General features: G+C 66.6%; 26 protein-coding genes. 10 read left to right on the top strand and 16 right to left on the bottom strand.

Annotated features, from left to right (window positions below):
* Positions 1 to 48 precede the first annotated feature (48 nt).
* The 5 genes from ACQR1Y_RS15930 (at position 49) to ACQR1Y_RS15910 (ending at position 5,140) form a co-directional block, all read left to right on the top strand.
* Positions 49 to 2,121, top strand: a complete 2,073-nt coding sequence (locus ACQR1Y_RS15930) for a sensor histidine kinase (protein ID WP_434875857.1) — start codon at positions 49 to 51, stop codon at positions 2,119 to 2,121.
* A 521-nt stretch (positions 2,122 to 2,642) separates the two neighbouring features.
* Positions 2,643 to 3,530: a hypothetical protein gene (locus ACQR1Y_RS15925; protein WP_434875856.1), complete on the top strand. Its 888-nt coding sequence runs from the start codon at positions 2,643 to 2,645 to the stop codon at positions 3,528 to 3,530.
* Positions 3,531 to 3,668: 138 nt separating this feature from the next.
* Complete coding sequence (locus ACQR1Y_RS15920; RefSeq protein WP_434861354.1) at positions 3,669 to 3,875, top strand: hypothetical protein; 207 nt, start codon at positions 3,669 to 3,671, stop codon at positions 3,873 to 3,875.
* Positions 3,876 to 3,992: 117 nt separating this feature from the next.
* Positions 3,993 to 4,385, top strand: coding sequence for a hypothetical protein (locus ACQR1Y_RS15915; protein ID WP_434861329.1), 393 nt, complete (start codon positions 3,993 to 3,995; stop codon positions 4,383 to 4,385).
* An 80-nt stretch (positions 4,386 to 4,465) separates the two neighbouring features.
* Positions 4,466 to 5,140, top strand: a complete 675-nt coding sequence (locus ACQR1Y_RS15910) for an HAD family hydrolase (RefSeq protein WP_434875855.1) — start codon at positions 4,466 to 4,468, stop codon at positions 5,138 to 5,140.
* Positions 5,141 to 5,154: 14 nt separating this feature from the next.
* Here the strand turns inward: ACQR1Y_RS15910 and ACQR1Y_RS15905 are convergent, their stop codons facing one another.
* The 3 genes from ACQR1Y_RS15905 to ACQR1Y_RS15895 all read right to left on the bottom strand — a co-directional run bounded on the left by ACQR1Y_RS15905 (position 5,155) and on the right by ACQR1Y_RS15895 (position 7,647).
* A complete protein-coding gene (locus ACQR1Y_RS15905; protein WP_434861327.1) occupies positions 5,155 to 5,991 on the bottom strand; it encodes an HD domain-containing protein in 837 nt (278 codons plus the stop codon).
* Between the two features lie 374 nt (positions 5,992 to 6,365).
* Positions 6,366 to 7,250, bottom strand: coding sequence for a hypothetical protein (locus tag ACQR1Y_RS15900; RefSeq protein WP_434875854.1), 885 nt, complete (start codon positions 7,248 to 7,250; stop codon positions 6,366 to 6,368).
* 214 nt (positions 7,251 to 7,464) lie between these two features.
* The gene (locus tag ACQR1Y_RS15895; RefSeq protein ID WP_434861353.1) at positions 7,465 to 7,647 is read right to left on the bottom strand and encodes a hypothetical protein; all 183 of its coding nucleotides are present in this window, start codon (positions 7,645 to 7,647) and stop codon (positions 7,465 to 7,467) included.
* Between the two features lie 209 nt (positions 7,648 to 7,856).
* On the opposite strand from ACQR1Y_RS15895, the gene ACQR1Y_RS15890 reads away from it, so the two are divergent.
* Together ACQR1Y_RS15890 and ACQR1Y_RS15885 are read left to right on the top strand one after the other, a co-directional pair.
* A complete protein-coding gene (locus tag ACQR1Y_RS15890; RefSeq protein WP_434861325.1) occupies positions 7,857 to 8,090 on the top strand; it encodes a DUF6894 family protein in 234 nt (77 codons plus the stop codon).
* A gap of 131 nt (positions 8,091 to 8,221) precedes the next feature.
* Positions 8,222 to 8,611: a hypothetical protein gene (locus ACQR1Y_RS15885; protein WP_434875853.1), complete on the top strand. Its 390-nt coding sequence runs from the start codon at positions 8,222 to 8,224 to the stop codon at positions 8,609 to 8,611.
* 15 nt (positions 8,612 to 8,626) lie between these two features.
* Here ACQR1Y_RS15885 and ACQR1Y_RS15880 read toward each other — a convergent pair whose 3' ends face one another.
* From ACQR1Y_RS15880 to ACQR1Y_RS15865, 4 genes are all read right to left on the bottom strand, one after another.
* Positions 8,627 to 9,553, bottom strand: coding sequence for a 2-hydroxyacid dehydrogenase (locus tag ACQR1Y_RS15880; RefSeq protein ID WP_434875852.1), 927 nt, complete (start codon positions 9,551 to 9,553; stop codon positions 8,627 to 8,629).
* Complete coding sequence (locus ACQR1Y_RS15875; RefSeq protein WP_434875851.1) at positions 9,550 to 10,848, bottom strand: ArgE/DapE family deacylase; 1,299 nt, start codon at positions 10,846 to 10,848, stop codon at positions 9,550 to 9,552. The genes ACQR1Y_RS15880 and ACQR1Y_RS15875 overlap by 4 nt, the downstream gene beginning before the upstream one ends.
* Before the next feature lie 37 nt (positions 10,849 to 10,885).
* Positions 10,886 to 12,172 carry a 4-aminobutyrate--2-oxoglutarate transaminase gene (gabT, locus tag ACQR1Y_RS15870; RefSeq protein WP_434875850.1) on the bottom strand — a complete coding sequence of 429 codons (1,287 nt, stop codon included), beginning with the start codon at positions 12,170 to 12,172 and terminating at the stop codon, positions 10,886 to 10,888.
* Between the two features lie 120 nt (positions 12,173 to 12,292).
* Positions 12,293 to 13,186: a LysR substrate-binding domain-containing protein gene (locus ACQR1Y_RS15865; protein ID WP_434861320.1), complete on the bottom strand. Its 894-nt coding sequence runs from the start codon at positions 13,184 to 13,186 to the stop codon at positions 12,293 to 12,295.
* Positions 13,187 to 13,568: 382 nt separating this feature from the next.
* Here ACQR1Y_RS15865 and ACQR1Y_RS15860 point away from each other — a divergent pair, with 382 nt between their 5' ends.
* Positions 13,569 to 13,820: a hypothetical protein gene (locus ACQR1Y_RS15860; protein ID WP_434875849.1), complete on the top strand. Its 252-nt coding sequence runs from the start codon at positions 13,569 to 13,571 to the stop codon at positions 13,818 to 13,820.
* Between the two features lie 258 nt (positions 13,821 to 14,078).
* On the opposite strand, the gene ACQR1Y_RS15855 is transcribed toward ACQR1Y_RS15860, so the two are convergent.
* Positions 14,079 to 14,669 (bottom strand): NADPH-dependent FMN reductase, encoded by a 591-nt coding sequence (locus ACQR1Y_RS15855; protein ID WP_434875848.1) that lies wholly within the window; start codon positions 14,667 to 14,669, stop codon positions 14,079 to 14,081.
* Positions 14,670 to 14,798: 129 nt separating this feature from the next.
* Positions 14,799 to 15,035, bottom strand: a complete 237-nt coding sequence (locus ACQR1Y_RS15850) for a hypothetical protein (RefSeq protein ID WP_434861317.1) — start codon at positions 15,033 to 15,035, stop codon at positions 14,799 to 14,801.
* A 360-nt stretch (positions 15,036 to 15,395) separates the two neighbouring features.
* Here ACQR1Y_RS15850 and ACQR1Y_RS15845 point away from each other — a divergent pair, with 360 nt between their 5' ends.
* Positions 15,396 to 15,848, top strand: coding sequence for a hypothetical protein (locus ACQR1Y_RS15845; protein ID WP_434875847.1), 453 nt, complete (start codon positions 15,396 to 15,398; stop codon positions 15,846 to 15,848).
* Between the two features lie 31 nt (positions 15,849 to 15,879).
* Here ACQR1Y_RS15845 and ACQR1Y_RS15840 read toward each other — a convergent pair whose 3' ends face one another.
* From ACQR1Y_RS15840 to sfnG, 7 genes are all read right to left on the bottom strand, one after another.
* Complete coding sequence (locus ACQR1Y_RS15840) at positions 15,880 to 17,076, bottom strand: acyl-CoA dehydrogenase family protein (protein WP_434875846.1); 1,197 nt, start codon at positions 17,074 to 17,076, stop codon at positions 15,880 to 15,882.
* 27 nt (positions 17,077 to 17,103) lie between these two features.
* Positions 17,104 to 17,880, bottom strand: coding sequence for an ABC transporter ATP-binding protein (locus ACQR1Y_RS15835; protein ID WP_434875845.1), 777 nt, complete (start codon positions 17,878 to 17,880; stop codon positions 17,104 to 17,106).
* A gap of 207 nt (positions 17,881 to 18,087) precedes the next feature.
* On the bottom strand, positions 18,088 to 19,431 hold the full coding sequence (locus tag ACQR1Y_RS15830) for an ABC transporter substrate-binding protein (RefSeq protein ID WP_434875844.1): 1,344 nt from the start codon (positions 19,429 to 19,431) through the stop codon (positions 18,088 to 18,090).
* Between the two features lie 26 nt (positions 19,432 to 19,457).
* On the bottom strand, positions 19,458 to 20,513 hold the full coding sequence (locus ACQR1Y_RS15825; RefSeq protein ID WP_434875843.1) for a branched-chain amino acid ABC transporter permease: 1,056 nt from the start codon (positions 20,511 to 20,513) through the stop codon (positions 19,458 to 19,460).
* Positions 20,513 to 21,403 carry a branched-chain amino acid ABC transporter permease gene (locus ACQR1Y_RS15820; RefSeq protein WP_434875842.1) on the bottom strand — a complete coding sequence of 297 codons (891 nt, stop codon included), beginning with the start codon at positions 21,401 to 21,403 and terminating at the stop codon, positions 20,513 to 20,515. The genes ACQR1Y_RS15825 and ACQR1Y_RS15820 overlap by 1 nt, the downstream gene beginning before the upstream one ends.
* Positions 21,403 to 22,317: an ABC transporter ATP-binding protein gene (locus ACQR1Y_RS15815; RefSeq protein ID WP_434861310.1), complete on the bottom strand. Its 915-nt coding sequence runs from the start codon at positions 22,315 to 22,317 to the stop codon at positions 21,403 to 21,405. Before ACQR1Y_RS15815 ends, ACQR1Y_RS15820 begins: the two co-directional genes overlap by 1 nt.
* A gap of 10 nt (positions 22,318 to 22,327) precedes the next feature.
* Positions 22,328 to 23,440, bottom strand: coding sequence for a dimethylsulfone monooxygenase SfnG (gene sfnG / locus ACQR1Y_RS15810; RefSeq protein ID WP_434875841.1), 1,113 nt, complete (start codon positions 23,438 to 23,440; stop codon positions 22,328 to 22,330).
* 782 nt (positions 23,441 to 24,222) lie between these two features.
* Between sfnG and ACQR1Y_RS15805 the strand changes: the two genes are divergently transcribed.
* Entirely contained in the window at positions 24,223 to 24,420 is a 198-nt protein-coding gene (locus ACQR1Y_RS15805) for a hypothetical protein (protein WP_434875840.1), read from the top strand.
* Positions 24,421 to 24,618: the final 198 nt, after the last annotated feature.

The following is a 24,618-nucleotide window of genomic DNA, read 5'->3' as shown; positions in this document are numbered from 1 at the left end:
GGATTGCGCAGTGCTGACCGGCTCGGGCACTCTGCCGGGGAAACGGCGATGGTCGAACAGCGGATGGTTGACGGCAGCTTCGAGCAGGAGATCGTGCAGCGCCTCGGCCTGGTGCCCAACCTGTTCAGACCGGCGCCACCCGCACCGGACAGCACCCGGCAGCTATGGCAGTTCGCAAAATCGGCCTATCTCGATGCTCCCCTTCCGGACCTGTTCAAGGCGCGTCTGGCGGTCCACCTGTCCCGTCTTGGCCGCTCGCCCTATTGCCTGGCCAGGCATTTCGGTTTTTTGATCGGACAGGGACACCCTGAAGGCGCCCATGCGTACGACCCGGAGGCGATCGCGCGCGCCCGGCCGTTGCTGACGCGCCCCCTGGCCGACCCGGTGCGTATCGGGGCGTCGTTGGACCGGCTCGAAGCCGGCCCGGCCCCGCTGGATATTCCCGCGCCCGACAGCAATGGAGAGGCCGACCTGTTCGACGCGGCAGCGGCGCTGTTCATGCAGGGGGACGCTGCGGACCGGGCGCGCTGCATCCTCCGCCGCGTCTTGGGCAGCGACCGTTTCGAGCTGCTCGCCGCCCTGCTCACCTATTTGCGGATGGCGCAGTTCTGGGCCGACATGCACCCCGACCTCAGGATCGACCCCGACATTCAGGCCCTGCTCCAGGCCGCACCCGAACTTGCCGAGAGCCTGCGCCTCGAAGAGCTTGCAGCGGCCGCGGACTCGCGTCCCGCCGCCTCCGGGCCGAACGGCAGCCACGCCAGCGATCACCGGCTGCAGCGCCTGCTGGAGATCGACTCGGTCGGCGTGCTGTTCTTCGATCATGCCGAGGGCACCCTGATCGATGCCAACGACGCGTTCCTGGACATGACCGGCTATTCCCGTCAGGACGTGGCGAGCCGCCAGCTGACATGGCAGGTCCTGACGCCGCCGGAATGGATCGAGCGGTCCGCCGCCCAGGTCGAGCTGTTGCGACAGACCGGCCGGATCGGTCCCTATGAGAAGGAATACTTCCGCAAGAATGGCGAGCGGTCCTGGATGATGTTTGCCGGCCGCGATCTCGGCGACGGCACGCTCGTCGAGCTCGCGATGAACATCGACGACCGCAAGCGCACCGAAGCCGCCCTGCGCGACAGCGAGGCGCGCTTTCGCCAGTTCGGCGAGGCGTCCTCGGACGTGGTGTGGATCCGAAACGCCGACAGCCTGCAATGGGAATATCTGAGCCCAGCCTTCGAGGCGATCTATGGCGTCCCTCGCGATGCCGTGCTGCAAGGCGACCACCTCACATCCTGGCTCGACCTGATGCAGCAGGACGACCGGCCGCGCGTCATGGAAGGCCTCGAGCGCGTTAGGCAAGGGGAGCGTGACAGCGTCGACTTTCGCGTCATCAGGCGGACGGATGGCGCCGCGCGTTGGCTGCGCATCCGGAGTTTTCCCATGGTCGATCACGCCGGCCGCGTGCAGCGAATCGGCGGCATCACCCAGGACATCACGGCGCTGGTCTCGGCGGCCGAGGACGAGAAATTGCTGCGCGCCGAGCTGCAGCACCGCGTCCGCAACCTGCTCGCCGTGATCCGCTCGATCATCCGGCGGACCGGAGATTCGAGTGACAATGTCGAGGATTTCGCCAGTCATCTCGAGGGGCGGATCGCGGCGCTGTCGCGCGTCCAGACCGTCGTCACCCGCGACCCGCTCGCCGGCTTCGATCTCGCTGAGCTGATCGCCGATGAGCTGCGTGCGGGCGCCGCGCGCGAGGACCGGCAGATTTCGCTGTCCGGCCCGCCGGTGCGGATCAACGCCAAGGCGGCCGAGAGCATCGGGCTCGCCATCCACGAGCTGGCGACCAACGCCTTGAAATACGGCGCGCTGACCGTGCCGCGCGGCTTCATCAGGATCGAATGGCGCCTCGACGAAAGCGATGCGGACCACTGGGTGGTGATCACGTGGAAGGAGACCGGCCTGTCGGGCCGCCCGCTCGACTCGTCACGGTCGGGCTTTGGGACGATATTGCTGGAGCAGATGCTTCCCTACGATCTTGGCGCGCATGTCGATCGACGCTTCGAACCGAACGGGCTGCGTTGCGAGATTCGGCTGCCGGCCGCCGACATCCTGAAGCGCTGAACGCGCCTCTTGCAAGCCCGTATGGCTCCGACAGTCGGCAGTAATGGCCGATCAGGTTCCAGCAGCCCCGCGCCATCGGCATAGCCTTCGCCGTTCATTCGGGCTATGCTTCAGGCCTGCGGCCTGAGGTAGAGGCCGCTGGCATCGCGCAACCGCCTTGTCTTCGCCCAGGTTTGGGCTGATACGGCTGAGCACGGCGCAAAACAGTGAATTCGCCGAGCCTCGAGGCCGCGGAATGATGATGGGACGTTCCGAGGCATCCGGCTTAGCCAGCAACTACGATCGCCGTGTTCACGCAAGAGTGTGAGCACGAGGGACAACCGGTATCCAGGTTCTGTGCGGATGCGGCCGATCGGCCGAGCGTCGCATGACGTCAGCGTCATGTGCTGCGTGGCCATCGGGCGCAGGACGATGAAGCGTTGGTACGACAGCGTTAGTACGACGACGTGTTGGTACGACGACCATCGGAACAGAGCCGAGCGCCGCCGCCGAGGCGGACGACAACGGAGGACGGAGCGTCAATGCTTGCAACGACGACCACGAAAGACAGCGATCAGCAGCCTCACGCGATGATCGATCCCGATATCGTGCTGGCCGCGCGCGCGGATCGCGCAACCGTCGAAGGCGAGCGCCGCAGCGCGCAACGGCCGCCGGACGTTCCTCTTCCCAAGATCGATCCTGAATTCCGGGCGCAGGCCAGCAGCAATCCCGCCGCATCTCGAGAACGGAGCACGCTGGCAACGTGGGTCGTCCGCACCGTTCTCGCCGTGCTGTTCGCGGTCGGCAGCGCCGTCGCGGCCGCCGCCTGGCAGAGCTATGGAGATCAGGCCCAGGAGATGATCGCGCATTGGATGCCGCGGATCTCCCTGGTGTCGAATGCCGACAAGGATGGCTCCGCGGCGCCGACGGCAACGTCGCCGCAGGAGACCGTTGCCGCAGCACCGGCGCAGGACCACGCGACGACGGGCGCGATCGGCCCGACCGGCGGCCAGGACCAGGCGCAGCTGCTGCAGTCGATGGCCAACGACCTTGCCGCCCTGAACCAGCAGATCAACGAGCTGAAATCGAGTCTGGCGCAGTTGAAGGCCGGCCAGGAGCAGATGGTCCGCGACATGGCCCGGGTCGCCGAGGCCAAGCCGGCCGACCGCCCGAGCGAACGGACGGCGGAAGCGAGGCCGTTCGACCAGCGCGTGATCGAGCAGGCCATCCGGCCGCGCCCTGCCCCGCGCCCGGCGACAGCGGCCGTGACGCCGGCTCAGCCAGCGGCCGCCGTGCCGCACCGGCCCCGTCCCGCGGCGCCGTCCACGGCCAGCATGGTTCCACCGCCGCCGGCTCCGATGGCGCTGCCGTCCGCTCCGGCACAGGACCCGGACCAGCCCGTGGTGCGTCCGCCGATGCCGGTGCGCTGACCTGGGCGGCCCTGGGTGAATTCTGGCCCGGGAAGTATCGATTGCCCGAGCCCACCTACGGAGATCAACGGAACTTGTGGCCACGAGGCTTTTGGAGCTAAGCCATTGCGCCTGACATGCGCATTTGCCGAGGAACTCATGAGCCTGACCGATCCGACCAGCCTGTCCGCCTCCGACCTCGCAGACCGCATCGCGATCCTGCGCGACAACATCCGACAGATCACCGAGCAGGCCGCGTCGCAGTCGGGCGCTGCCGATGAGGAACGCAATGCCGACCGCCTCGCGCAACAGAGCGAGGAACTGGAGGTCCTGCTCAAGGAGCAGGAGCGACGACTGAACAAGTAACTGGTCGTTCGTCCGGTTAGCAGCCGATCAAATCGCGCCTGTTGCAGCGCGCTGAAACTTGCCCCTGGCAGACCCGCAGGCTAGCCTCCCTGAAAACAAATGGGAGGATGCCAGGGTATGCGAAATGGTGTGCGTTGCACTTTGATCATCGCGGCAATGCTGGCGGCGACGGCTTCAGCTCGCGCCGAGCCGCGCCATACCTACACGACCATGGTGCTGGAGGCGTTCGCCACCAAGGTCGAATGTCCCGGGATCGATGTCGTCTATCAGGACCTCGTGCAGAAGGCGCAGGACATGCACCTGCCCGACGGCACGACCGAAAAGGTCCGCAAGGCCATCGCCTACATGCACACCGGCGGCAAGATGGGCGAGAAGCAGGACGATGACCTGATGGCCGAGGTCGCCGTCGCCACGCAGGCCATCGACATGGATCAGCGCCGCCTCGGCATGACGAACTGGTGCGAGGAGCACAAGAAGACGCTGGCCGGTTTCATCCGCCCCAAGGGCTGATGTGGGCTGACAGGAACCGATGACGGCCGCTGCCGCTTGGCTCGCAGCGGCCCTCCTCATGTCAGCCCGGAGAAAGACCCATGCGCCTCGAGACGGCCTTCCTGTTCGACCTCGATGGCACGCTGGTCGACAGCGTCTATCAGCACGTGCTCGCCTGGAAGACGGCACTCGATGCAGAGAACATCGAGCTCTCGGTCTGGCGCATCCATCGCAAGATCGGCATGAGCGGCGGCCTGTTTACCAACCAGTTGCTGCGCGAAACCGGCTTCGCCATCGAACCCGATCGGATCGAGCGGCTGCGGCAGGCGCATGCGGACGCCTACCGGAAGCTCGGCGGTCAGGTCCGTCCGCTGCCCGGCGCGCGCGAGCTGCTCGCCTTCCTGACCGACGCCGGCATTCCCTGGGCGATCGCAACCAGCGGACGGATGGAAACGGCGTCCGTCAATCTCGCCGCGCTGGGCGTCGATCCCGGGCAGAGCCCGGTCGTCACGCGCGACGAGGTCCGCTACGCCAAGCCCGATCCCGACCTGTTTCTCGCCGCGGCCGCCCGCCTGAACGCGCCGATCGAGCGTGCCGTGGTGGTCGGCGACAGCATCTGGGACATGCTTGCCGCAACGCGCTGCCGCGCGCTCGGCGTCGGCCTGCTGAGCGGCGGCTATGGTTCGGAGGAGTTGCGTCAGTCCGGCGCCATCCGCGTCTATGAGGATCCCGCCGACCTGCTCGAGCATATCGACGAGGTCGGCGGCCGGCGCTAGATCGCGCCGCGCTGTCAGCTCTGCGGGCCGGACAGTGAGATGTCGCGCTCGGCGCGGAACACGTTGGCGTAGAGGTTGGCGATCCACTGCCGTCCGGTCGAGGTCATGTTGAGGTAGCGGATCTCGGTCTGGATGTGCGGCGCGACGCTGTTCCAATAAAACTGCGGATAGCGATTGACGATGTCGGCCGGTGACTCGTAGCCGAGCTGCCGGTTGATGCCGACCTCCTCGAATTCGTGGTACAGGGCGTTGGCCTTGCGGATGTAGTTGGGATCGCCGAGCTGTCCGATCAGGTCGGCGGCGCGTACGATCGACTGCTCCTCGTCGAACTGCTGGCCGGCGAGCGGCGGAAAGCGCGTGCCTTCGATCGCACGCGCGATGCGGTCCTTGTCGAGCGGCGCCATGCCCTCGATACGGTTGATCACATAGAGCTTGGAGCGATCGACGTGGTACGGCATCAGGCTGGCGTCGGACGACCCGCGCGGCAGGCAGATCTTGCGGCCGCCGCGATCGACGATGAACCCGTCTGAATCATCCTCCCTGAACAGGCCGCGGACATAGCCGATATCGTGCAGCAGGCAGGCCATGATGACATGCACATAGTCGTCGGCCGTCATGTGCGTGTGCAGCGCCCGTCCGCGCATGATCTCGTGACCGGCGAGCGTGACCAACAGCGTGTGCTCGACATTGTGGTAGAGCGCGTCGCTGTTGCCGATGCATTCCAGCGCGACGCGTGCGGCGCCCGGCAGGATCTCGGCCAGTTGCGTTTCCGAGGAGCCAAAACGACGGCGCATGTAGGAGCTGAGAAACCGCTCCAACGCCTCTGCCGCCAGCTCCGGTAAGGTGATCATCGTTGCTGCCCCCGCCTCAGACAGCCCAAACACAACTATGAAAGACGCAACGCCCGAAAACACAAATCACGAAAGCGCGGCTCAGCATGGCACTGCGGCCGCTACGGCACCGACGTCAGCTCACGACATCGCGGCGTCCCGTCCGCTGATGTCGGCGAGCATAGCCCAGGTCGCAGGGGTCGGCCACATCCGGATGACGAGGACCGGGAATTTGCGGGCAAGATTGCTTGTCCGCCACACCTGAGCAGCTCATGTTCGCGGCGCTGCGGTGCTGATCCGGATCACCCCGGGCCCCGCGCACCGACACGTTTCAGGCCTCGGGCCGGCGGCGACGGCACAAGCACCGATTGCAGTTGCATCGGGCGCGCCTCCACTCAGGCGACGTCCGCGCGGGGGCTTTCCTCGGCCGGCGCAGCCAGCACATCGAGGTCGACGAGCGCCGGATCGTCCGCCGCAGGCTCGCTCTGCTGTTGGCCGCCACCATGCACATGCATCAGCGTCTGCACCCGCCGCGCATTGAGATAGTCGACATGCTGATGCGCGAGCGCCAGCGGCAGGAGCGCCTTGGGCAGCGCCGTCATCGTGTAGGCCGCGACGCGCTTCACCTCCTCGCCCTCCTTCCAGGTCAGCGGGCTGAGCGTGTAGATCATCTGGCGGTCGGTCTCCGGCGCCGGCAGTTGCCTCGTCTCGGGCGGCGCCAGCAGGGCGACGTTGATGTTGCCGGCGCGTGTGCGCGTCGCCGCCGCGCGAAGCTCCCAGCAGATCAGTTCGGCCGCCGAGAGCACCTCGCGCCTGATGTCGTCGACATCGGAGGCGAAGCGGCTGGCCTCGGTCAACGCCGCGCGGCCGCGCGTGACCGCATCGACCAGCGCCGCCGCGCCGATCTCGAAACGCGGCACGGCCTGCTCGATCGCGGACGCCACCGCCTCGATGTCGTTGGCTGCGCGGTCGCGATCGCGCTGCGCGATCGCCTCCGCAAGCGCGCGCTCGGCGAGAATGATCTGCTCGTCATATTCGGCCACGGACGCGCGCAGCGCCTTGGCCTTCTGCTCGACGGACTGCATCTTCGCTTCGGCGCGGTCGAGCTGGCCATTGCTGGCGCCGGCCTTCGCCAGCCGCTCCGCCTCGACGCGCTTTTCCTCCAGCGCCTGCTCGGCCACGCGCAGGCGTTCCGTCAGCCGCTGCCGCGCCGCCTGCTTGTCTTTCAGCGCGCGCTCGAAAATCTCGACCGGGCTCAGCTCACGCTTGAAGAAGACCATGGCAATCATCCCTGCACGGCGGGCGCGCCGGCAACGTTGGTCGGCAGCGAATCGACTGCCGAATCATGTTGCCCGATTCTTGCGTGGAAATTGGGTCGGAAACCAGGATGAGATACGGCGCACAAGCTCTTGACGGTCCGCAGCGCGCCCCGCCGTCGGCTCGGCAGAATCGACCGGGCAGCATCCTGCATCAGCTGATTTTCGGAAATCGCCGTCAGCTCTGATGCGGTCCGCGCATCATCTTCATCGCGTCCACGATATGGCGCCACTCGCGGGCTTCCTCGGTGTCACCGCTGCCCTCGCATTGCTGCGCCTTCTGGGCCGCCTGGGCCACTGCGCCCGCACCGTGCATCTCGAGCATCTGCCGGGCGATCGCATGGATCTGAATTTCAGACATCATGCCTGGCTCCTCTCGCGAATTGGAAATCTCGGCGACAACCCTCGCCGGCATGATGCGTTCCGTGAGCTGCGTCACTGCGCGACGGGTTCCAGCGGCACAAGCTACCTCCCGTAATTTACCTTACGTGCTCAATCCGATTTCGCGCGGATGCGTGCGCTGTTATGCCAGTGAGGCGATTCGCCTGAGGGCGATTTGAGGAGACGGACATGACGCAGGTCTTCTTTCACTGCTCCAATCCCGATGAGTTCCTCATCGATCGCCGTGGAACCGCGGTGCTCGACCTCGCCGAAGCCTGCGATCATGCCGAGCGCGTGATGCATTCGCTCATCGCCTCCGAGAGCGATGAGGATTGGCGCGAATGGGTCGTGCACATTTCCGACGATCTCGGCGAGGAGATCATCGCCATGCCGTTCACTGACGTGCTCGGCGCGATGCATTGAGCGGCACTGCGCGCCTGTCGTGACAGCGGCGACAATACGGCCGCTTTGAGGTGAGTTGAGCGCCGCGCATCGCATTGTTCTCGCCACATTTGTCCGCCATTTCGTCGCCGTTGCGACGGAGGGGACATTCAATGACCAGACTGTTGGCCACCTCGGCCCTGGCGCTCACCTTGATGGCATCGACGGCTGTTGCCGACGAGCACCGCGGCGGGGACGCCGCATTGGGTGCATTGTCGGGCGCGGTGGTGTTCGGACCCGTTGGCGCAGTTGCTGGCGCCGTGGTCGGCTACACCGCAGGTCCGTCGATCGCGCGCTCCTGGGGCTTCCGCCGCTCGCGCGCCGCGCGCTCGCAGCAGGTCCGGCGTCCGGTGCGGGATAGCCAGGCTGCGATGACCGAGCCGATGCAGCCGCAGCAGACGGCGCCCCGGATGGCTGCTCCGCCGGCGCGCACCGCGGCCGCAGCTCCGCCTGCGCCAGAGCCGCGCGGTCCCGTCGCGCCGCCGGTGCAGACGCTCGAATAGGTCGACGCCGGCGGCTCAGTAGCCGCGGGCGCGATCGACAACGTTGAGCAGCGGCTCGCCGCGCAGCAGCCGCCGCGCATTCTCGGCCACCTGCAGCGCGATCGTCTCCCAGGAGGCGATCGCCGCCATGTGCGGTGTGACCAGCACGCCCGGCTCGCGCCACAGCGGATGATCCGCCGGCAGCGGCTCCTGCTCGAACACGTCGAGCACTGCGCCGCGCAGATGGCCGCTGCGCAACAGCGCCACCAGGTCATCAGCCACGAGATGCTCGCCGCGGCTGCACAGGACGAGCGCGGCTCCCTTGGGCAGCCGGCTCAGACGTTCGGCATTGAGCAGGCCGATGGTGGAGGCTGTCAGCGGCAGCAGCGAGACCAGAATCTCCGTCTCGCTCAGGAACGCATCGAGCGCATCGGCGCCGTGATAGGCGCGCACGCCCGCGATCGTCTTAGGCGAGCGCGACCACGCACTCACGGTGAAGCCGAGCTCGACCAGACGCGACGCCGCCGCGGCGCCGAGTTCGCCGAGCCCGAGGATGCCGACCTTGCGGTCCCGTGCCGCGCGCTGCTCATAGCGCTGCCACACGCCGTCGCGCGAATTGCTCACCACGCGATCGAAATCGCGATGAAAGTACAGCGTGCTCCACAGAACGAACTCGGTCATCGCCGAGGTGATGTCGGGATCGACGATCCGGCACAGCGGCAGGTCCGGTACCGTCGGATCGGACAGGATGTTGTCGACGCCGGCCGCGATCGCATGGATCAGTTTCAGCTGCGGCATCGACGCAAGCGCACCCGCTTCCGGCTTCCAGCACACCGCGATTTCAGCCTCGCGCGCGGCCGGCTCCGGCCACGACGCGACGGTCACGCCGGGCAGTTCGCGGGCGAGCACGGCCTTCATCGGATCCATCAGCCCGGGACGGCTCAACAAAGCGACGGTGATCATGCCTTGCGCAGCCCGCACCATTGCGCAACGAACATCGCGATCGACAGCGTCGTCTTGCGCACGCTGTCGAGGTCGACGCGCTCGTCGAACGCATGCGGTCCGATGCCATAGGGCCCGTAGCACAGCGCGGGGATGCCGTAGTCGACGGAGTAGTAGCGGGTGTCGTTGACGGCGGTGGACAGCCGCACGTCGAGCGGCTGCTCGAACACGCGCGCATGCACTTCGGCGAGCGCGGCTTCGGCGGCGCTGCCGGGCTCGCACACCGCGGGATCGGCCTGGAAGCCGCTCCACACCAGCTCGACCGGATTCTCCGACAGGAAGCTGTCGGCCGCCTGCGCCTTGGCAAGGCACTGCTCAATGCCGGCCATTGCCTCCGCCGGCGTCTCGCCGGGCAGCACGCCGAGACGGCAATCGAGATCGCACCAGGCCGGCGTCGAGCTCGCCCAGTCGCCGCCCTTGATGATGCCGACGTTGAACTTGATCGGATTCTTCACGCCCGAGAACCACGCATTCGAGGTGGCGCGCGCGTTGATCTCGCTGGTGTGCTCCTGGAACGCGCGGATCAGATGCATCGCCGACAGGATCGCGTTGGTGCCGGTCTCGGCATAGGCAACGTGCACCGGCGTGCCGCGCACGCGCAGCCGGAACCAGATCGCGCCGACCTGGGCCCGCGTCAGCGTGTGGCCGGTCGGTTCGGGGATCAGGCACGCGTCAGCCGTGTAGCCGCGCATCAACGTCGAGAGCGCGCCGTTGCCGGTGCTCTCCTCCTCCGTGACCGTCTCCAGATGGATGCGCCCGTCCGGCACGAAGCCAGCCGTCTTGATCGCGTCGAGCGCGAAGATCATCGCGGAGACGCCGGACTTCATGTCCTGCGCGCCGCGGCCGATCATCCAGCCGTCGCGCACGATCGCCTCGTAAGGCGCATCGCTCCACAGATCGGTCGGCCCCTCCGGCACCACGTCGATGTGTCCCTGCAGGATCAGGCTGCGGCCCTTGCCCTCGCCGTCGAGCGTCGCGACGACCTGCTTGGAGCCGTCCAGCGCGATGGTGTCCATCGGCGCCGCCTTGGGATGTTTCATCAGGTCGACATCGGCCAGGCTGAAGCGGTCGACCTTGTAGCCGCGCGCTTCGAACTCCTTCGCGAGCCACCCCTGCACCGGCGCTTCCTCGCCGCGCAGGCTGCGGAACTGCACCAGTTGCTGCAGGAAGGCGACCTGCTGCTCGAAGTTGGCATCCACAGCGGCGGCGAGCCGCTCCATCACGTCGTTCGGCACAGCCGCCGCAGTTTCAGTCACGCAAAGCCTCCAGCCTTCCCAACTCACCCTGCCCGCGTCACGCGGCCAGGCATTTCTCCAGGATCGCGAGCCCTTCGTCCACGATCGCGTCCGACGCCGTCAATGGCACGAGGATGCGGATGGTGCTCGCCGTCACGCCGCAGGATAGCAGAATGAGTCCGTTCTCGTGCGCCACCCGGGTCACACGCTTGGTCATCTCCGCATCCGGCTCATCGCTGCCGCGCTGCTTGAGAATGTCGAATGCAACCATCGCGCCAGGACCGCGGGGCTCGGAAACCGGAACCAGATTGTTGGCGCGCGAGAAACGGGTGATCGCGGCGCGCAGCCGGTCGCCGATCGCGTTGGCGCGGTCGAGTAGCTTCTCCTGCTCGAACACGTCGAGCACCGCGAGCGCGGCCGCGCAGGCCAGCGGATTGCCGCCATAGGTGCCGCCGAGGCCGCCCGGCTCCGCCGCATCCATGATCGCAGCGCGGCCGATCACGCCCGACAGCGGCATGCCGCCGGCGAGGCTCTTGGCGACACAGATCAGGTCGGGCTGAACGTCGTAGTGCTCCATCGCGAACATCTTGCCGGTGCGGCCGAAGCCGGTCTGCACCTCGTCCGCGATCAGCACGATGCCGTTGGCATCGCAGATCCGGCGCAGCCCGCGCATCAGCTCCGGCGGCGCTTGGTGGAAACCGCCCTCGCCCTGCACCGGCTCGATGATGATGGCCGCGACCTGCGAGGCATCGATGTCGGCCTTGAAGATGAAGTTGATGTAGGACAGCGTGTCCTCGACCGAGACGTTGCTGCCCGCGATCGGGAACGGCGCGTGCCACACGCCCGGCAGCGGCGGGCCGAACGGCTTCTTGTAGGGCATCACCTTGCCGGTCATCGCGTTGGCGAGCGCGGTGCGGCCGTGGAAAGCGCCGGTGAAGGCGATGATGCCGCTGCGCCCGGTCGCAGCGCGCGCGATCTTGATGGCGTTCTCGGTCGCCTCGGCGCCGGTCGTGAGCAGGATCGACTTGGCGGGGCCTGCGATCGGCGCCAGCGCATTCAGCCGCTCGCTCAAGCGAACGTAAGGCTCGTATTGCAGCACCTGGAAGCAGGTGTGGGTGAAGCGGTCGAGCTGGGCGCGGATCGCCGCCACGACATGCGGATGGCAATGGCCGGTGTTGAGCACGGCGATGCCGCCGGCGAAGTCGACATAACGCTTGCCTTCGACATCCCAGACTTCGCTGTTGAGGGCGCGGTCGGCGAACAGCGGCGTCGCGTAGCTCACGCCTCTGACGACGGCCTCGTGCCGACGCGCCAGCAGGTCTTCGTTTGCAGCCTTCGCAGTCATGTGGGCTCGACTCCTCGCAGGAAAAAGGTCGAGACGCAGGCTAGGAGCGTGGCGGTCGCGATCAATCAGCTTGTTCCCGCCGACAGGTGACTCCAATGCACCAGACCCCGGGACTGCCGCTCACAGCTGAGGAGCGAGCACCTTCTTCAGCCACGCCCGCAGCGCGACGATCGCCGGCTCGTCCCAGCGCTCCCGCAGCGCGACCAGCTGGTAGGCTCCCATGTGGATCGTGGACGGGATCACCTCGATCAGCGCGCCGCTGCGCATGTCATCCGCGACCAGCACCTCATTGGCGAGCGCGACACCCTGCCCGATTCTGGCGGCCTCGATCGCGAGATGCGCATGCCACAGCCGCTGGCCGCGCAGGGTGACGTGGTCCGGATGGCCGGCCAGTTCGAACCACTGCTCCCATTGCGCGGTCGACTCCTCGTGGATCAGCGACGCCTTGGCGAGACCGGGCAACGTCGCGATCGCCGGGAAGCGCGCGAGATAGGCCGGGCTCGCCACGGGGAAGACGCGCGGCCGCACCAGCGCCTCCGCCGTCAGCGGACTGCGCATCTCAGTCGCTTCGGCATAGACGATCTCGGCGTCGGCCTCGCCGCGCGCGAGGTCGGGATGCGCGAGCGTCGGCTGCAGGTTGATGTCCCAATTGCGCGGCGGCCCGGTCAGCTCCGGCAGCCGGGCCAGCAGCCGCCGGTTGGCAAGGCCGGGAATGCACCAGATGTTCAGCGTCGGCCGCGCTGCGGGGCGCACCTGCGTGGTGGCGCGGGCGATGATGTCGAAGGCCTGGGTGACCTCGGCGTGGAACTGCCGGCCGGCATCGGTCAGCGCCAGACCGCGGCCCTCGGCGCGCACCAGCGCCACGCCCAGGCTGCGCTGCAGGTTCTGCAGATGACGCGACACGACGGTGTGGCTGACGGCGAGCTCGTCACCGGCGGCGCGCACGCTGCCCTTGCGGCCGACGGCCTCGAAGGCACGCAGCGCGATGAGAGAGGGCAATCGAGGTCGCGTCATGCTCGCACAGTCGTCCGCCTGCGCGAACCGCTCCCTCGCCGCCTGTTGGCGTGCGCCACCATCAATGGTCACGCGGCTGATGTCGGAACGCCGGCCACGTCGGCGACGTCCGTTGATCGAACGCGAGCGCTCCGATCGGAGCGCCGCTGAGGCATGAGGGCGCTTTCGCGCGTTGGTCGCTCTTAGCCTCACGGGCCGCGTCACGCCAGCCCAGATAAAGGCACAGTCGCCTTGCGACGGCGCGGCAAGGCCGGTCGGTTAACGCGCTGAGCGGCCGGGATATGGATCCTTAAGCGTGACCGAACCCGTCGAGACACTTTGCCTCAAAGTTTCCACATTCCGGCTCTGAATCGAGCGTGCTTCGAGCAGGAGGACCCTTGAGATGCGGATCAATCGATTGATCTTCGTCGGTTCGCTGGCAGCCCTCGTCGCGACGGCCGCGCCCGCACTGGCGAAGAACTCCCAGACCCCCAAGCCTGAAGAGCAGGCAACGTCATCGATGCCCTGCCGGGCCTACCAGCAGGAGCCCGACGGGACCTGGAAGGAGCTGCCTTGCCAGGGTCAGGGCCAGACCGCAGCGGCGCCACGCCGGCAGCAGTCGGTGACCACGACGCCGACCAACGCAACCCGGTAGCCGGCTCCGCCGGACCATCCAATCGGAGGGCAGCCCCGCTGTCACCCTCCCCTGGAGGTTCGGCTCACATGGAGCGCAGCGGAATGTGAGCCGGGGTGGGGTGATCTCTCCGCTTGCACCGGTGTCCGCGGCTCACCCCACCCCGCTCGCCCGCTTCGCGTGCGAGCGACCCTCCCCCTCCAGGGGAGGGTGAGACTGAGATCGCCGCGCTTGCCATCGTCATCTTAGGCAGTTGGCGACAGTCACCCAGAGCAACCTTTAGTACGGCGGCGCCCTGCGCGCCCGCTGCTCCCTGCCCGCTTCGACCCACCACAGGAGATCGTCGGCAAAGCGTGGGAAGGCATGTGCCAGCGCCTTGCCGGCGTCGCCGACCAGTGTCCCGTCCTCCGATAGCGCCTGTCCGATCGGACCGACCGCGAGCGTGCTCGACACCACGACCATGCCCATCTCCGAAAGCGTGCCGTGCCACGCCGTTGCGGCGCGGGCGCCCGACAGCCGGCCGGCCGAATAGCTCGCGATCGCCGCCGGCCGCCAGAACCATTCCTCGAGGAAGTGGTCGGTGAGGTTCTTCAGCCCGGGCTGCATGCCCCAATTGTATTCGCCGGTGACGAACACGAAGCCATCGGCCGCGCGGATCTTCGCCGCGAGCTCCGCCATGGCCGCAGGGGCTTCGCCCGGCTTGTATTCCTTGAACATGCGGTCGAGCATCGGCAGGCCAACCGCCTTGGCGTCGATCAGTTCGACGTCCTGGCCTTTGCCGCGCAACCCGTCGACGACGAACTGCGCGAGCCGGATACCCATCCGGTCCGAGCGATAGGAACCGTAGAAGACGAGGATGCGATTGCTCATGGCGGGTCAACTCCTGGCCGGTCGATCCGTGCCAGCCTACCACGCCGCATTGCAAACGATGAGATGATGGGGAGCGCCGCGGATCGACCGATCGGCGGCGCGTCGTCGTTCAGATCGAGCGGCGTGAACTCAGCGCGTCACCGTCGCCGATGCCGAGCGCTCGCTCGGACGGCCGAACACGCTGCGGCAGCCGTCGCTGAGACTGGCGCGCTGCTTGACCATGCAGGCGATGATGCGCTCGCGATCGGGAATCTCCGACGAGCACAGCCGGAACACGTCGCCGGTGCACAGCCGCCGCTGGTCGTCTTCCGTGAAGGCATGGCCCGCGCGCGGGCTGGCGACCATCGCCAACGCAAGCCCCGCCATTGCCACATTCCAAGTCCGCATCCTGAACAGATGAGCTCGCATCGTTGTCCCCAATTCGCCCGCTGTTTGTCCTGATCACCCGCTGCCCGCGCTGCTGTCGCGAAGCAGTTGCCGCCGCAGAATCAAATGATGACACAGGGCCGCGCGCCTTCAACAAGCGCCCTCGGTCCTGCACCACTATTTTGCCGGCTGTTGCATCTTCGACTCCTTTTGCCGAACGGAACCTGTGCGACGCCGCCAAATTGTCATTAGGCGAACGCAATCCGGCCCAGCGACGCTCACAGTCTCGCGGCGTAGTGACGGCGTCCTGATGGTGCTTCGGGCCATCACGCCCTTCGTCAATGTGTGGGAGTTGTGGCCATGGCGTACACGATGATCGCCGAGCGAGAGCAGCAGAAGATCCGCAAGCAGCGCGAAAGCGCGCTGATCGTGATCGCCAATGCCCAGGTCATGGAAGCCGAGGGCTGGACCGTCGTGATCACCGACGAGGACGGCAACAGCCTGCCGCTCGCCGAGTTCGAAGCCGGCCTCTCGCAGAAGTTTTCGTCCTGGTACAAGCCGAAGTCGCGGCCGGTGGTGCCGACGACCATTCCCGGACCGAACCTGTTCTCCCAGCCGGCCAATGATGACGTCACGCCGGAAGCCGTCGTCGCCGCCGAGCTCGAAGCCGAGGCGGTCGAGACGGAGGCTGTGGCCGAGGTGAAGGAGATCGCCGAGGACGATTTCGAAACGGCCGAGGCCGCCAACGCGGTGCCGGCCGAGAAGGCCGAGCGCGAGGAGATCGCGCTCGACGCCGCCGAGATGGCGGATTGATGCTGCGGCCGCGCCGCAGCATCGGCGAGACTTACTCCCCGCCTTCGTAGAACAGCTCGAGCGGCAGCCCGACCTGGGCCTTGCCGATCCACTCCCGCGCGATGATGTTGGACGGCCCCATCGCGATCGCCGCCCGGGCGTCGCGGAAGGCGCGCTCGATCGGGCCGCGGTGGTAGCCATAGCCGCCGGTCACGGTGAGCGCCGTCGAGGCCACCTTGTTGGCCACTTCAGCCGCATGCACCTTGAACTCGGTCAGCGGGATCAGGATCTCGCTCTGCGGCTTGCCGGCGCGCCAGAGCTCATCGAGCTTGTGCGCCAGCTCGATCCGCCACGGACGCAGGCTCTCGACCAGCACCTTGGCGGCGCCGAGCTCCTGCCGGATCGCCTGGTAGTCGGAGAGGCTCTTGTTGCGGTCCTTGTGGACGAAGCCAGTGGTGTGCGCGACCGCGGCATTGAGCACGCCGCGCGCCAGCCCTTCCCAGACGGCGCCGAGCCCGATCAGATAGACCGGCGAAACGCCGTCATAGATGATCTCCTTGCCCTGCCCCTCGGCGCCGAGCCGGTCGCGCTTGGGCACGTGCACGTTCTTGTAGCTGATGCCGCCGGAATGATTGGCGCGCACCCCGAGCGCCTCCCACGGCCTGGACTCGATGCCCTCGGCCTTGCCGTCGACGATGAAGAAGATGATGTCGGCCTGGTCCTTGGCGCCGGGGCTGCGGGTCTGGGCGACGTAGAAGTCGGCCTGGCCCGAGCTGGTCGTGAACGACTTGTCGGCGTTCAGGCGATAATCCTCGCCGTCGCGCGCGGCCTCCGACAGATTGTACCACCAGTGACCGCCGGTGGCGCGCTCGCTGGTCGAATAGGTCCCGAGCAGCCGGCCATTGTTCGCTTTCAGCCAGCGCTCCTTCTGGTCGTCATTGCCGAACAGATTGATGGTCTGCGCCGCGCCGACATGCATGACATAGACAAGCCCGGTCGAGGCATCGGCCTGACCGATGCGGTAGGCGGCCTCGGCGAAGTCGACATGGCCGAGCCCGAGCCCGCCGAAACTGATATCGTTGAGCACCCCGGTCCAGCCGGCCTCGGCCAGCGCCAGCAGGTTCTCGCGGGGAAAACGTCCCTCGCGGTCGTTGCGATCGGCATGGGCCTTGATGACGTCAGCGACGACGGCGTCAAGCTGCGGATATGGACTGTCCTCGATCTTGCGTGCGGCAGTGCTGGTCGCCATGAACGGTCTCCTGTTGCTGTAATGAAATCAGGCCACGGCCTGGGTGGTCGCGGCCGGCGCGGTGGCGCCGCCGAGATAGAGATGCTTGATATCCGGCCGCTGCCTGAGCTCGCGCGCGGGGCCCGCGAGCACGCTGCAGCCGCCTTCGAGCACGATGGCGTGGTCGGCGAAGCGCAGCGCCACGGTGGAGTTCTGCTCGGCCACCAGGATCGACAGCCCCTCCTCCGCATTGAGCGTCTTGAGAGCGCGGAAGATGCCTTCGACCACCAGCGGCGCGAGCCCCATCGACGGCTCGTCGAGCACCAGGAGCCGCGGCCGCGACATCAGCGCGCGGCCGATCGCCGTCATCTGCTGCTCGCCGCCGGAGGTGAGGCCGGCCACCGAGCGGCGGTGCCGCGTGAGCTGCGGAAACAATGCGTAGACACGTTCGAGGTCCGCGCTGATCTCACCGCGTCTGGCATCACGGCCGATCGCGCCGGTGATCAGATTTTCCTCGACGCTCAGCGAGGCGAAGCAGTGCCGGCCTTCGAGCACCGGCACGAGGCCAGCGCGCACCAGCTGCGCCGCCGAGGACGACGACACGTCGCGTCCGTCATAGCTGATCCGTCCACCCGTGATCTGGCCGCGCCGCGCCGGCAACAGCGCTGAGACCGCCTGCAGGGTCGTCGACTTGCCCGCGCCATTGGCGCCGAGCACCGCGACGATCTCGCCGGCGTGGACCGCAAACGACACGTCGCTGACCGCGCGGATCGCCTGGTCATAGGTCGCCGCGAGATGCTCGACCGACAGCAGCACATCGCTCATGACAAAGACTCCTTCACTGCGCAGAGCGCCCGCCGATAGCTGCCCCGTAGCCGTCCTTCGAGACGCACGCCTCACGGCGTGCTCCTCAGGACGAGGTCCGAAGTCGCGGAGGGATCCGAACCCTCATGGTGAGGAGGCGCGCAGCGCCATCTCGAACCATGAGGCCCCGATCAGTGCGCGGGAGTACCGCCCCCGCGCATGCTGCTCTTACTGCCCGACCGGATCGTCACCGGAGGTGCGGATCTTGATGCCGCGCTCCTGCGCGTAGGCCGTCGACGACTTCTCGATGATCGGCCGCAGCGCCGCCCAATCCGGCGAGATCCAGTCGGAGACGACCTTCCACTTGGCGCCGTCCCATTGCTGGAAGGTCACGCGGCCATTGCCCTCGTGATTGTCCCAGGTGACGTTGATCGAGTGGAACAGGCCCTTGGCGCCGAGCGCCTCGACCCGTGCCGGATCGAGCTGGAGATGCTCGAAGCCCCAGCGCACCTCGTCGCCGGTCAGGGTCCGCTTGCCGAACTTCTCCTGCGCGATCCTGACCGCCTCGACGTTGAGGATGCCGTTCACGATGCCGAGATTGTGGTAGACGCTGCCGATGCGCTTCTTGTCGTCGAGATTGCCCTTGCCGGCGCCGTAGACGGTCTTGATCACCTCCTGCAGCACCGCATATTCGGCGCCGGAGGCCTGCGTGGTGATCGCCACATAGCCCTTGGCGGCGTCGCCCGCCGGGATCACGTCCTCCTCGGAGTTGGACCAGACGTTGCCGATGATGTGGTCGACCGGGAAGCCGGTCTTCTGCGCCGTCTTCAGCGCCACCGGGTTCATCACGCCCCAGCCGCGCAGCACGACGTAGTCGGCCTTGGCGCGGCGGATCGACAGCCATTGCGACTGCTGCTCATTGCCGGGATGCGGGACCTCGATCTGCTCGAGCTCGAAGCCGTATTTGTCCGACAACAGCTTGTAGATCGGGATCGTCTCCTTGCCGTAGGGCGAGCCGTGATACAGCACCACGATCTTCTTGCCCTTGAGCTTCTCAGGCCCGCCTTCGCGGGTGGCGATGTAGTTCACGATGCCCGAGGTCTCGCTGTAGGGATTGAGCAGCAGCGGGAACACGTAAGGGAAGACGCGGCCGTCGGTGGAGTCGGTGCGGCCGTGATTGATCGTGATCAGCGGCACCTTGTCCTTGCCGATGCGGTCGATCATCGCATAGGCGATGCCGACGGAGAGCGGGTTCCAGGCGGCGACACCCGGCCGGCTCTTCAGCCGCTCATAGACCTCGACGCCGCGCTCGACCTCGTATTGCGTCTCGCCCTCGTCCCAGGTCAGCTTGACGCCATTGACGCCGCCGTCGCGGATGTTGATCAGATTGAGATAGTCGATGAAGCCGCCGAAGAATCCGGTGCCGCCCGCCGCATACGGTCCGACCCGATAGCTCTGCAGCGGAAAGAACTGCTCGTCGGCCTGCGCCGGCAGGCTGGTGACGAGCCCGAGGGCGAGCGCCGCCCCCAAGGTCAGTCTCCTGGCCAGCTTTGCGTGTCTGAATGTCGTCATCGTGTCTCTCCTTGTGTGTGACTGTTTCAGGACTGGGATGAACGGAGGCGGCGCACTGCCGCGACGGCACGGTCGATCAGCGCGACCAGGCCGCGCGGCTCGGCGATCAGGAAGGCGATGATCAGCGCGCCGATCACGATGCGCTGGCTCATCTCGAGCACGCCGGAGTCGAACACGCTGCCGAGCACGGCGGCCCCGAGCCGCGACAGCAGCAGCGGAAACACCACGATGAAGGCCGCGCCGATGAAGGCGCCGCGCAGCGAGGCGAGCCCGCCGATGATGATGATGAACAGGATCTGGAACGAGCGATCGAGGTTGAAACCGGCCGGCTCGACCGTGCGGAGGTAGGCGAACGCCCAGAGCACGCCGGCGACGCCGATCAGGAACGACGAGAAACCGAAGGCGAGCAGCTTCGTCCGCAACAGCGGCACGCCGATCACCTTGGCCGCGACCTCGTGGTCGCGCACCGCGATGAAGTTGCGCCCGGTCTGCGAGGCCAGCAGGCGTGCCGTCAGCGCGGTCGTGATCGTCACAATCGTCAGCGAGAACACGTAGCGGCCGGTGGCCGAGGAAAACGTCAGGCTGCCGATGCGCAGCGCCGGCGCGTCGATGACGCCGGAGGCATTGTCGTTGGAGAACCAGCCGAACTTGGTCAGTGCCCACTGCACGAAGAACTGCGCCGCCAGCGTCGAGACCGCGAGATAGAAGCCGCGCAGCCGCAGGCTCGGCAGGCCGAACACGATGCCGACGGCAGCGGCGATGCCGCCGGCCAGCACGATGTCGGCGAGCAGCGGCAGGCCCGGCAATCTCAGATTGAGATTGTAGGCCGCATAAGCGCCGACCGCGAGAAATGCCGCCGACCCCAGCGACACCTGGCCGGCATAGCCGGTCAGCACGTTGAGCCCGACCGCGGCCAGCGCCAGCGCCAGGAACGGCGTCAGCACCGCGTCCATCAGATAGTCCGAGCCGATCCACGGCACGAGGCCGTAGCCGAGCAGGAGCAGCAGCACGACGCCGAGCAGGTTCGGAGTGAGCCAGGACAGTCGCGCTGGTGCTACAGCGGTTTCGGTGATCGTGCTCATCACACCCGCTCCACCAGCTTCTGGCCGAACAGGCCGGACGGCCGCACCAGCAGCAGCGCCAGCGCCACGACATAGGCTGCCCAGGCCTCAATGCCGCCGCCGAAGAACGGCCCGACATAGACTTCGGCCAGCTTCTCGATCGCCCCAATTAGGAGGCCGCCGACGATCGCGCCGGTGATGGAATCGAAGCCGCCGAGCACCAGCACCGGCAGCGCCTTGAGCACCACAAGCGACAGCGAGAACTGCACGCCGAGCCGCGCGCCCCACAACAGCCCTGCCACCAACGCGACGATACCGGCCGCTGTCCACACCGCGGCCCAGACCCGCGGCAATCTCAGACCGACCGCGAGCGCGGCGAACTGATCATCGGCGACCGCGCGAAACGCGAGGCCGGTCCGGGTGTAGCGGAAGAACACCGTGAACAGCGCCACCAGGCTGCCGGCCACGGCGGCGGCGAACAGGTCGAAGCGGCTGATGAACACGCCGCCGATGTCGAACGGGATGTCGCTGACGCCGATCTCGAGCCCGTGGACCTGCGTGCCCCACAGCAATTGCGCAGCGCCCTCGATCACATAGGACAGGCCGAGCGTCGCCATGAACAGCGTGATCGGCGGCTGATTGATCAGCGGCCGCAGCACCGCGCGCTCGATGGTGATGCCGAGCGCCACCATGATGGCGAGCGTCGCCAGCAGCGCCAGCGCGAACGGCGTGCCGCGCTCGACCAGGCTGACGAAGGTCAGCGCCGCGAACAGCAGCATCGCCCCTTGCGCGAAATTGAGCACGCCCGAAGTTTTGTAGATCAGCACGAAGCCGATCGCGACCAGCGAATACATCACCCCGGAGAGCAGGCCGCCGACCAGCACCTCGATCAGGAATTGGTAGTCGAACATCAGATCGCGAGCTCCGTCTCGTCCTCGTGGGCGACGCCGAGATAGGCATCGATCACCGCCTGGTTGGTCTTGATCTCGGCCGGCGGCCCGTCGGCGATCTTGCGGCCGTAATCGAGCACGGCGATATGGTCCGAGAGATCCATCACGATGCCGATGTCGTGCTCGATCAGCACGATGGTGGTGCCGTAGCGGTCGCGCGCGCCGCGCACGTGCTGCGCCAGCTCCTGCTTCTCGCTCAAGGTGACGCCGGCGAAGGGCTCGTCGAGCAGCAGGAGCCTCGGACGCGCGACCAGCGCGCGCGCCAGTTCGACCCGCTTCTGCAGGCCATAAGGCAAGGTGCCGGCGATGCGGTCGCGGACCTCCTGGAGATGCAGGAAGCCGATCACCTCCTCTGCCGCCGCGCGATTGTCGGCTTCGATCCGCCGCGCCGCGGGCGTGCCGACGAGCTGTCGAAGGAAGCCGGCGCGGACCCGATGCGCCAGCCCCATCAGCACGTTGTCGAAGACCGAAAGTCCCTTGAACAATGCGAGGTTCTGGAAGGTGCGGGCGACGCCGTGACGCGCGAGCTGCGCCGTCGGCACCTGCCGGAACGCATGCCCGCCGAACCAGACTTCGCCCTGGTCCGGCCGGTACAGCCCGCTGACGACGTTGAGCAGCGAACTCTTGCCGGCGCCATTCGGGCCGATGACCGCGCGGATCTCGCCCTCCGCGACGTCGAGATCGACATCGCGGAGCGCCGTGAGTCCGCCGAACGACAGCGAGATGTTGGCGAGCCGCAGTACCGCGCGCGACTCGCCTGCAGTCTGCGCCGACGCGTCGGCCTGCTCCATCGCGAGCACTTGACGCGCTGTTCCTGGAGCCCAGGTCTCCAGAGCCAGCACATCCAGCGGAGTGGTAAGCCCGCTCAACAGCATCGCGCTCGCCCTACTCCGCCGCCTGGACTTGCACGCCAGCCTTGGCCGCGGCTTTGGCTTCGAGCTCGCGCACCAGCGGGATCACGTGCTTGCCGAAATAGGCCACCTCCTCCTGGAAATGCAGGAAGCCGAGCAGAATGAGGTCGACGCCGACGTCCTTGAGCGCGACGATGCGCTCGGCGATCTGCTGCGGCGTTCCGATCAGGTTGGTCTTGAAGCCGTCATTGTACTGGACGAGATCCTCGAAGGTCGATTTCGCCCAATTGCCCTCGCGCTCCGGCGAGGCCTTGCCGGCATTGGCCACCTCATGTGCAAAGGCGTGCACGGCCTCGGGATTGGCGTGGTCGATGATGTCCTTGAGCACGGCCTGTGCTTCGACCTCGGTGTCCCGCGCGATGGCGAAGGCGTTGACGCCGATCTTGACCTGATGGTTGTTGGCCTTCGCCTTGGCCCTGATGTCGTCGACCTGCGCCTTGATGCCCTCGACGGAGTTGCCGTTGGTGAAGTACCAGTCGGACACGCGCGATGCCATGTCGCGGGCGGCGCGCGAGCTGCCGCCCTGGAAGATCTCCGGCTGCGGATCGATCGGCTTCGGCTTCAGCGAGTAGTTCGTGAAGCGATAGAAGTCGCCGCGCAGATTGAAATTGTCCTCGGTCCAGATGCCGCGTAAGGCGCGGATGAACTCCTCCGAGCGGCGGTAGCGCTCGTCATGATCGAGCCAGGGCTCGCCGATCGCGGCGAACTCGCCGCGGAACCAGCCGCTGACGATGTTGACGGCGACGCGCCCCTCGGTGAGATGATTGATGGTGGCGATCTGCTTGGCGACGACGGCCGGATGCCAGGGGCCGGGCAGGATCGCCGCGATCACCTTGAGCTTCGTCGTCGCCTCCAGCAGCGCGTGGCTGAACGAGACGGACTCGTGCTGATACTCGGCGCCATAGCCGGCGGTGAAGCGGATCTGGCTCAGCGCGTAGTCGAACCCGCTCGCCTCTGCGATCTGCGCCAGCTTCTTGTTGTAGCCGATGTCCCAGCTCGTGCGCTGCTCGATGTTGGAGATCACGAGGCCGCCCGAAACGTTGGGCACCCAATAGGCGAATTTGATCGACGAATCCTTGGTCGTCATAGGCTTCCCTCACTTGTCCTGATCGTCATGAATGCCGTTCCGCCTCGATGAGGACGGCCGCCGGCCTCTGCGCTGCCGGCTCGGCAGCACATTTCGGTTGACTTGATGATGTCGCGTGATGAGCAGGCCATGCCTGCCAGGTGCCGAGGCGTCGCGCGCCTCGGCCGTCATGTCAGTGCATCAACAGAACCAGGCGCAGACCGTGCGCAACAGGCTTCCATTCATGCGCGAAAACGCATCGCTGGAGTCATGGCCGTTGTTGCCGATCATGCAAATCCCCTCTGTCAATCACTGTTCGACCGACGCACGAAGTGTCGCAGAGAAGTGCTGGTGCAGCGAGTCCAAGACCGTCTCTTTTTGAATGAGGAGGTAAAAACGTCTTCCGTAGTTTGGCGCGACGTGGATCAATTTTGCTTCCGCCCCTGTTTCAGTTCCGTCGCACGAGACCTCGCCGCCGGAGGCGAACTAATAAGTGCGAATTTCGGATGTTCACCACTCGGAACAATCTCGAAATAAGAACAACGATACTGCCCGTCGGGCAAATCAGTACGAATTCTTTCAGGATATCTGAACATCCGGGGGTTGATTGGAGCGATCCAGTGCTGCGCGCAGAAACGATTTTCTCTTGACGCATCAAGCTGATTTGGCCTGTCCAGTCCCGCCGTCACAAATATTCCGCTTTTCCTAATCCGGATTCGGTGGTCTTCTAGTCCCATCTCCCGCTCGCAGGAGGGGCGGTTCGCGGTCGTCACGGACGTTGAGCGGGAGGAGCGGTGAACGCGATGGCAGCGCAGCGCTTGTTGCGCCGACGAACGCCGTCGTCGCGTACGGTCAAGTCGCGTGGTCCTGGCATCCCGACGCTGATGCCGCGCTGGTGCGAAAGCATCATGCGCAACGGTGACCAGAAAGCCCGGCGCACCGGGGAGAACGCGAAGCAGCCGTTAAGATCGCCGCGCGGGGAATGCCGGTTGTTCGGCTGAACCTGTGGTGACTGCCGCCTGCTTTTCTTGTTGCAGGCGGGCCATGGGTTGCGGCCAGCAGCCCGGCATTCCCCGCGCCCTCCGTTTATGAGGAGGGCAAAACGGACGGATCACTCGGACGCCGCGCGTCGCGAGAATGCGAGATCATGTGCGAATGATAGAAAGCCCGAGTTTTGCGAGATGCCTCGGCACGCCCCG

This window comes from Bradyrhizobium sp. HKCCYLRH3099, assembly GCF_051167855.1.
In the GTDB taxonomy this organism is placed as follows: Bacteria; Pseudomonadota; Alphaproteobacteria; order Rhizobiales; family Xanthobacteraceae; genus Bradyrhizobium.
The sequence above is the reverse complement of the archived record's forward strand: the minus strand, read 5'-3'. Positions and strand labels throughout refer to the sequence as shown.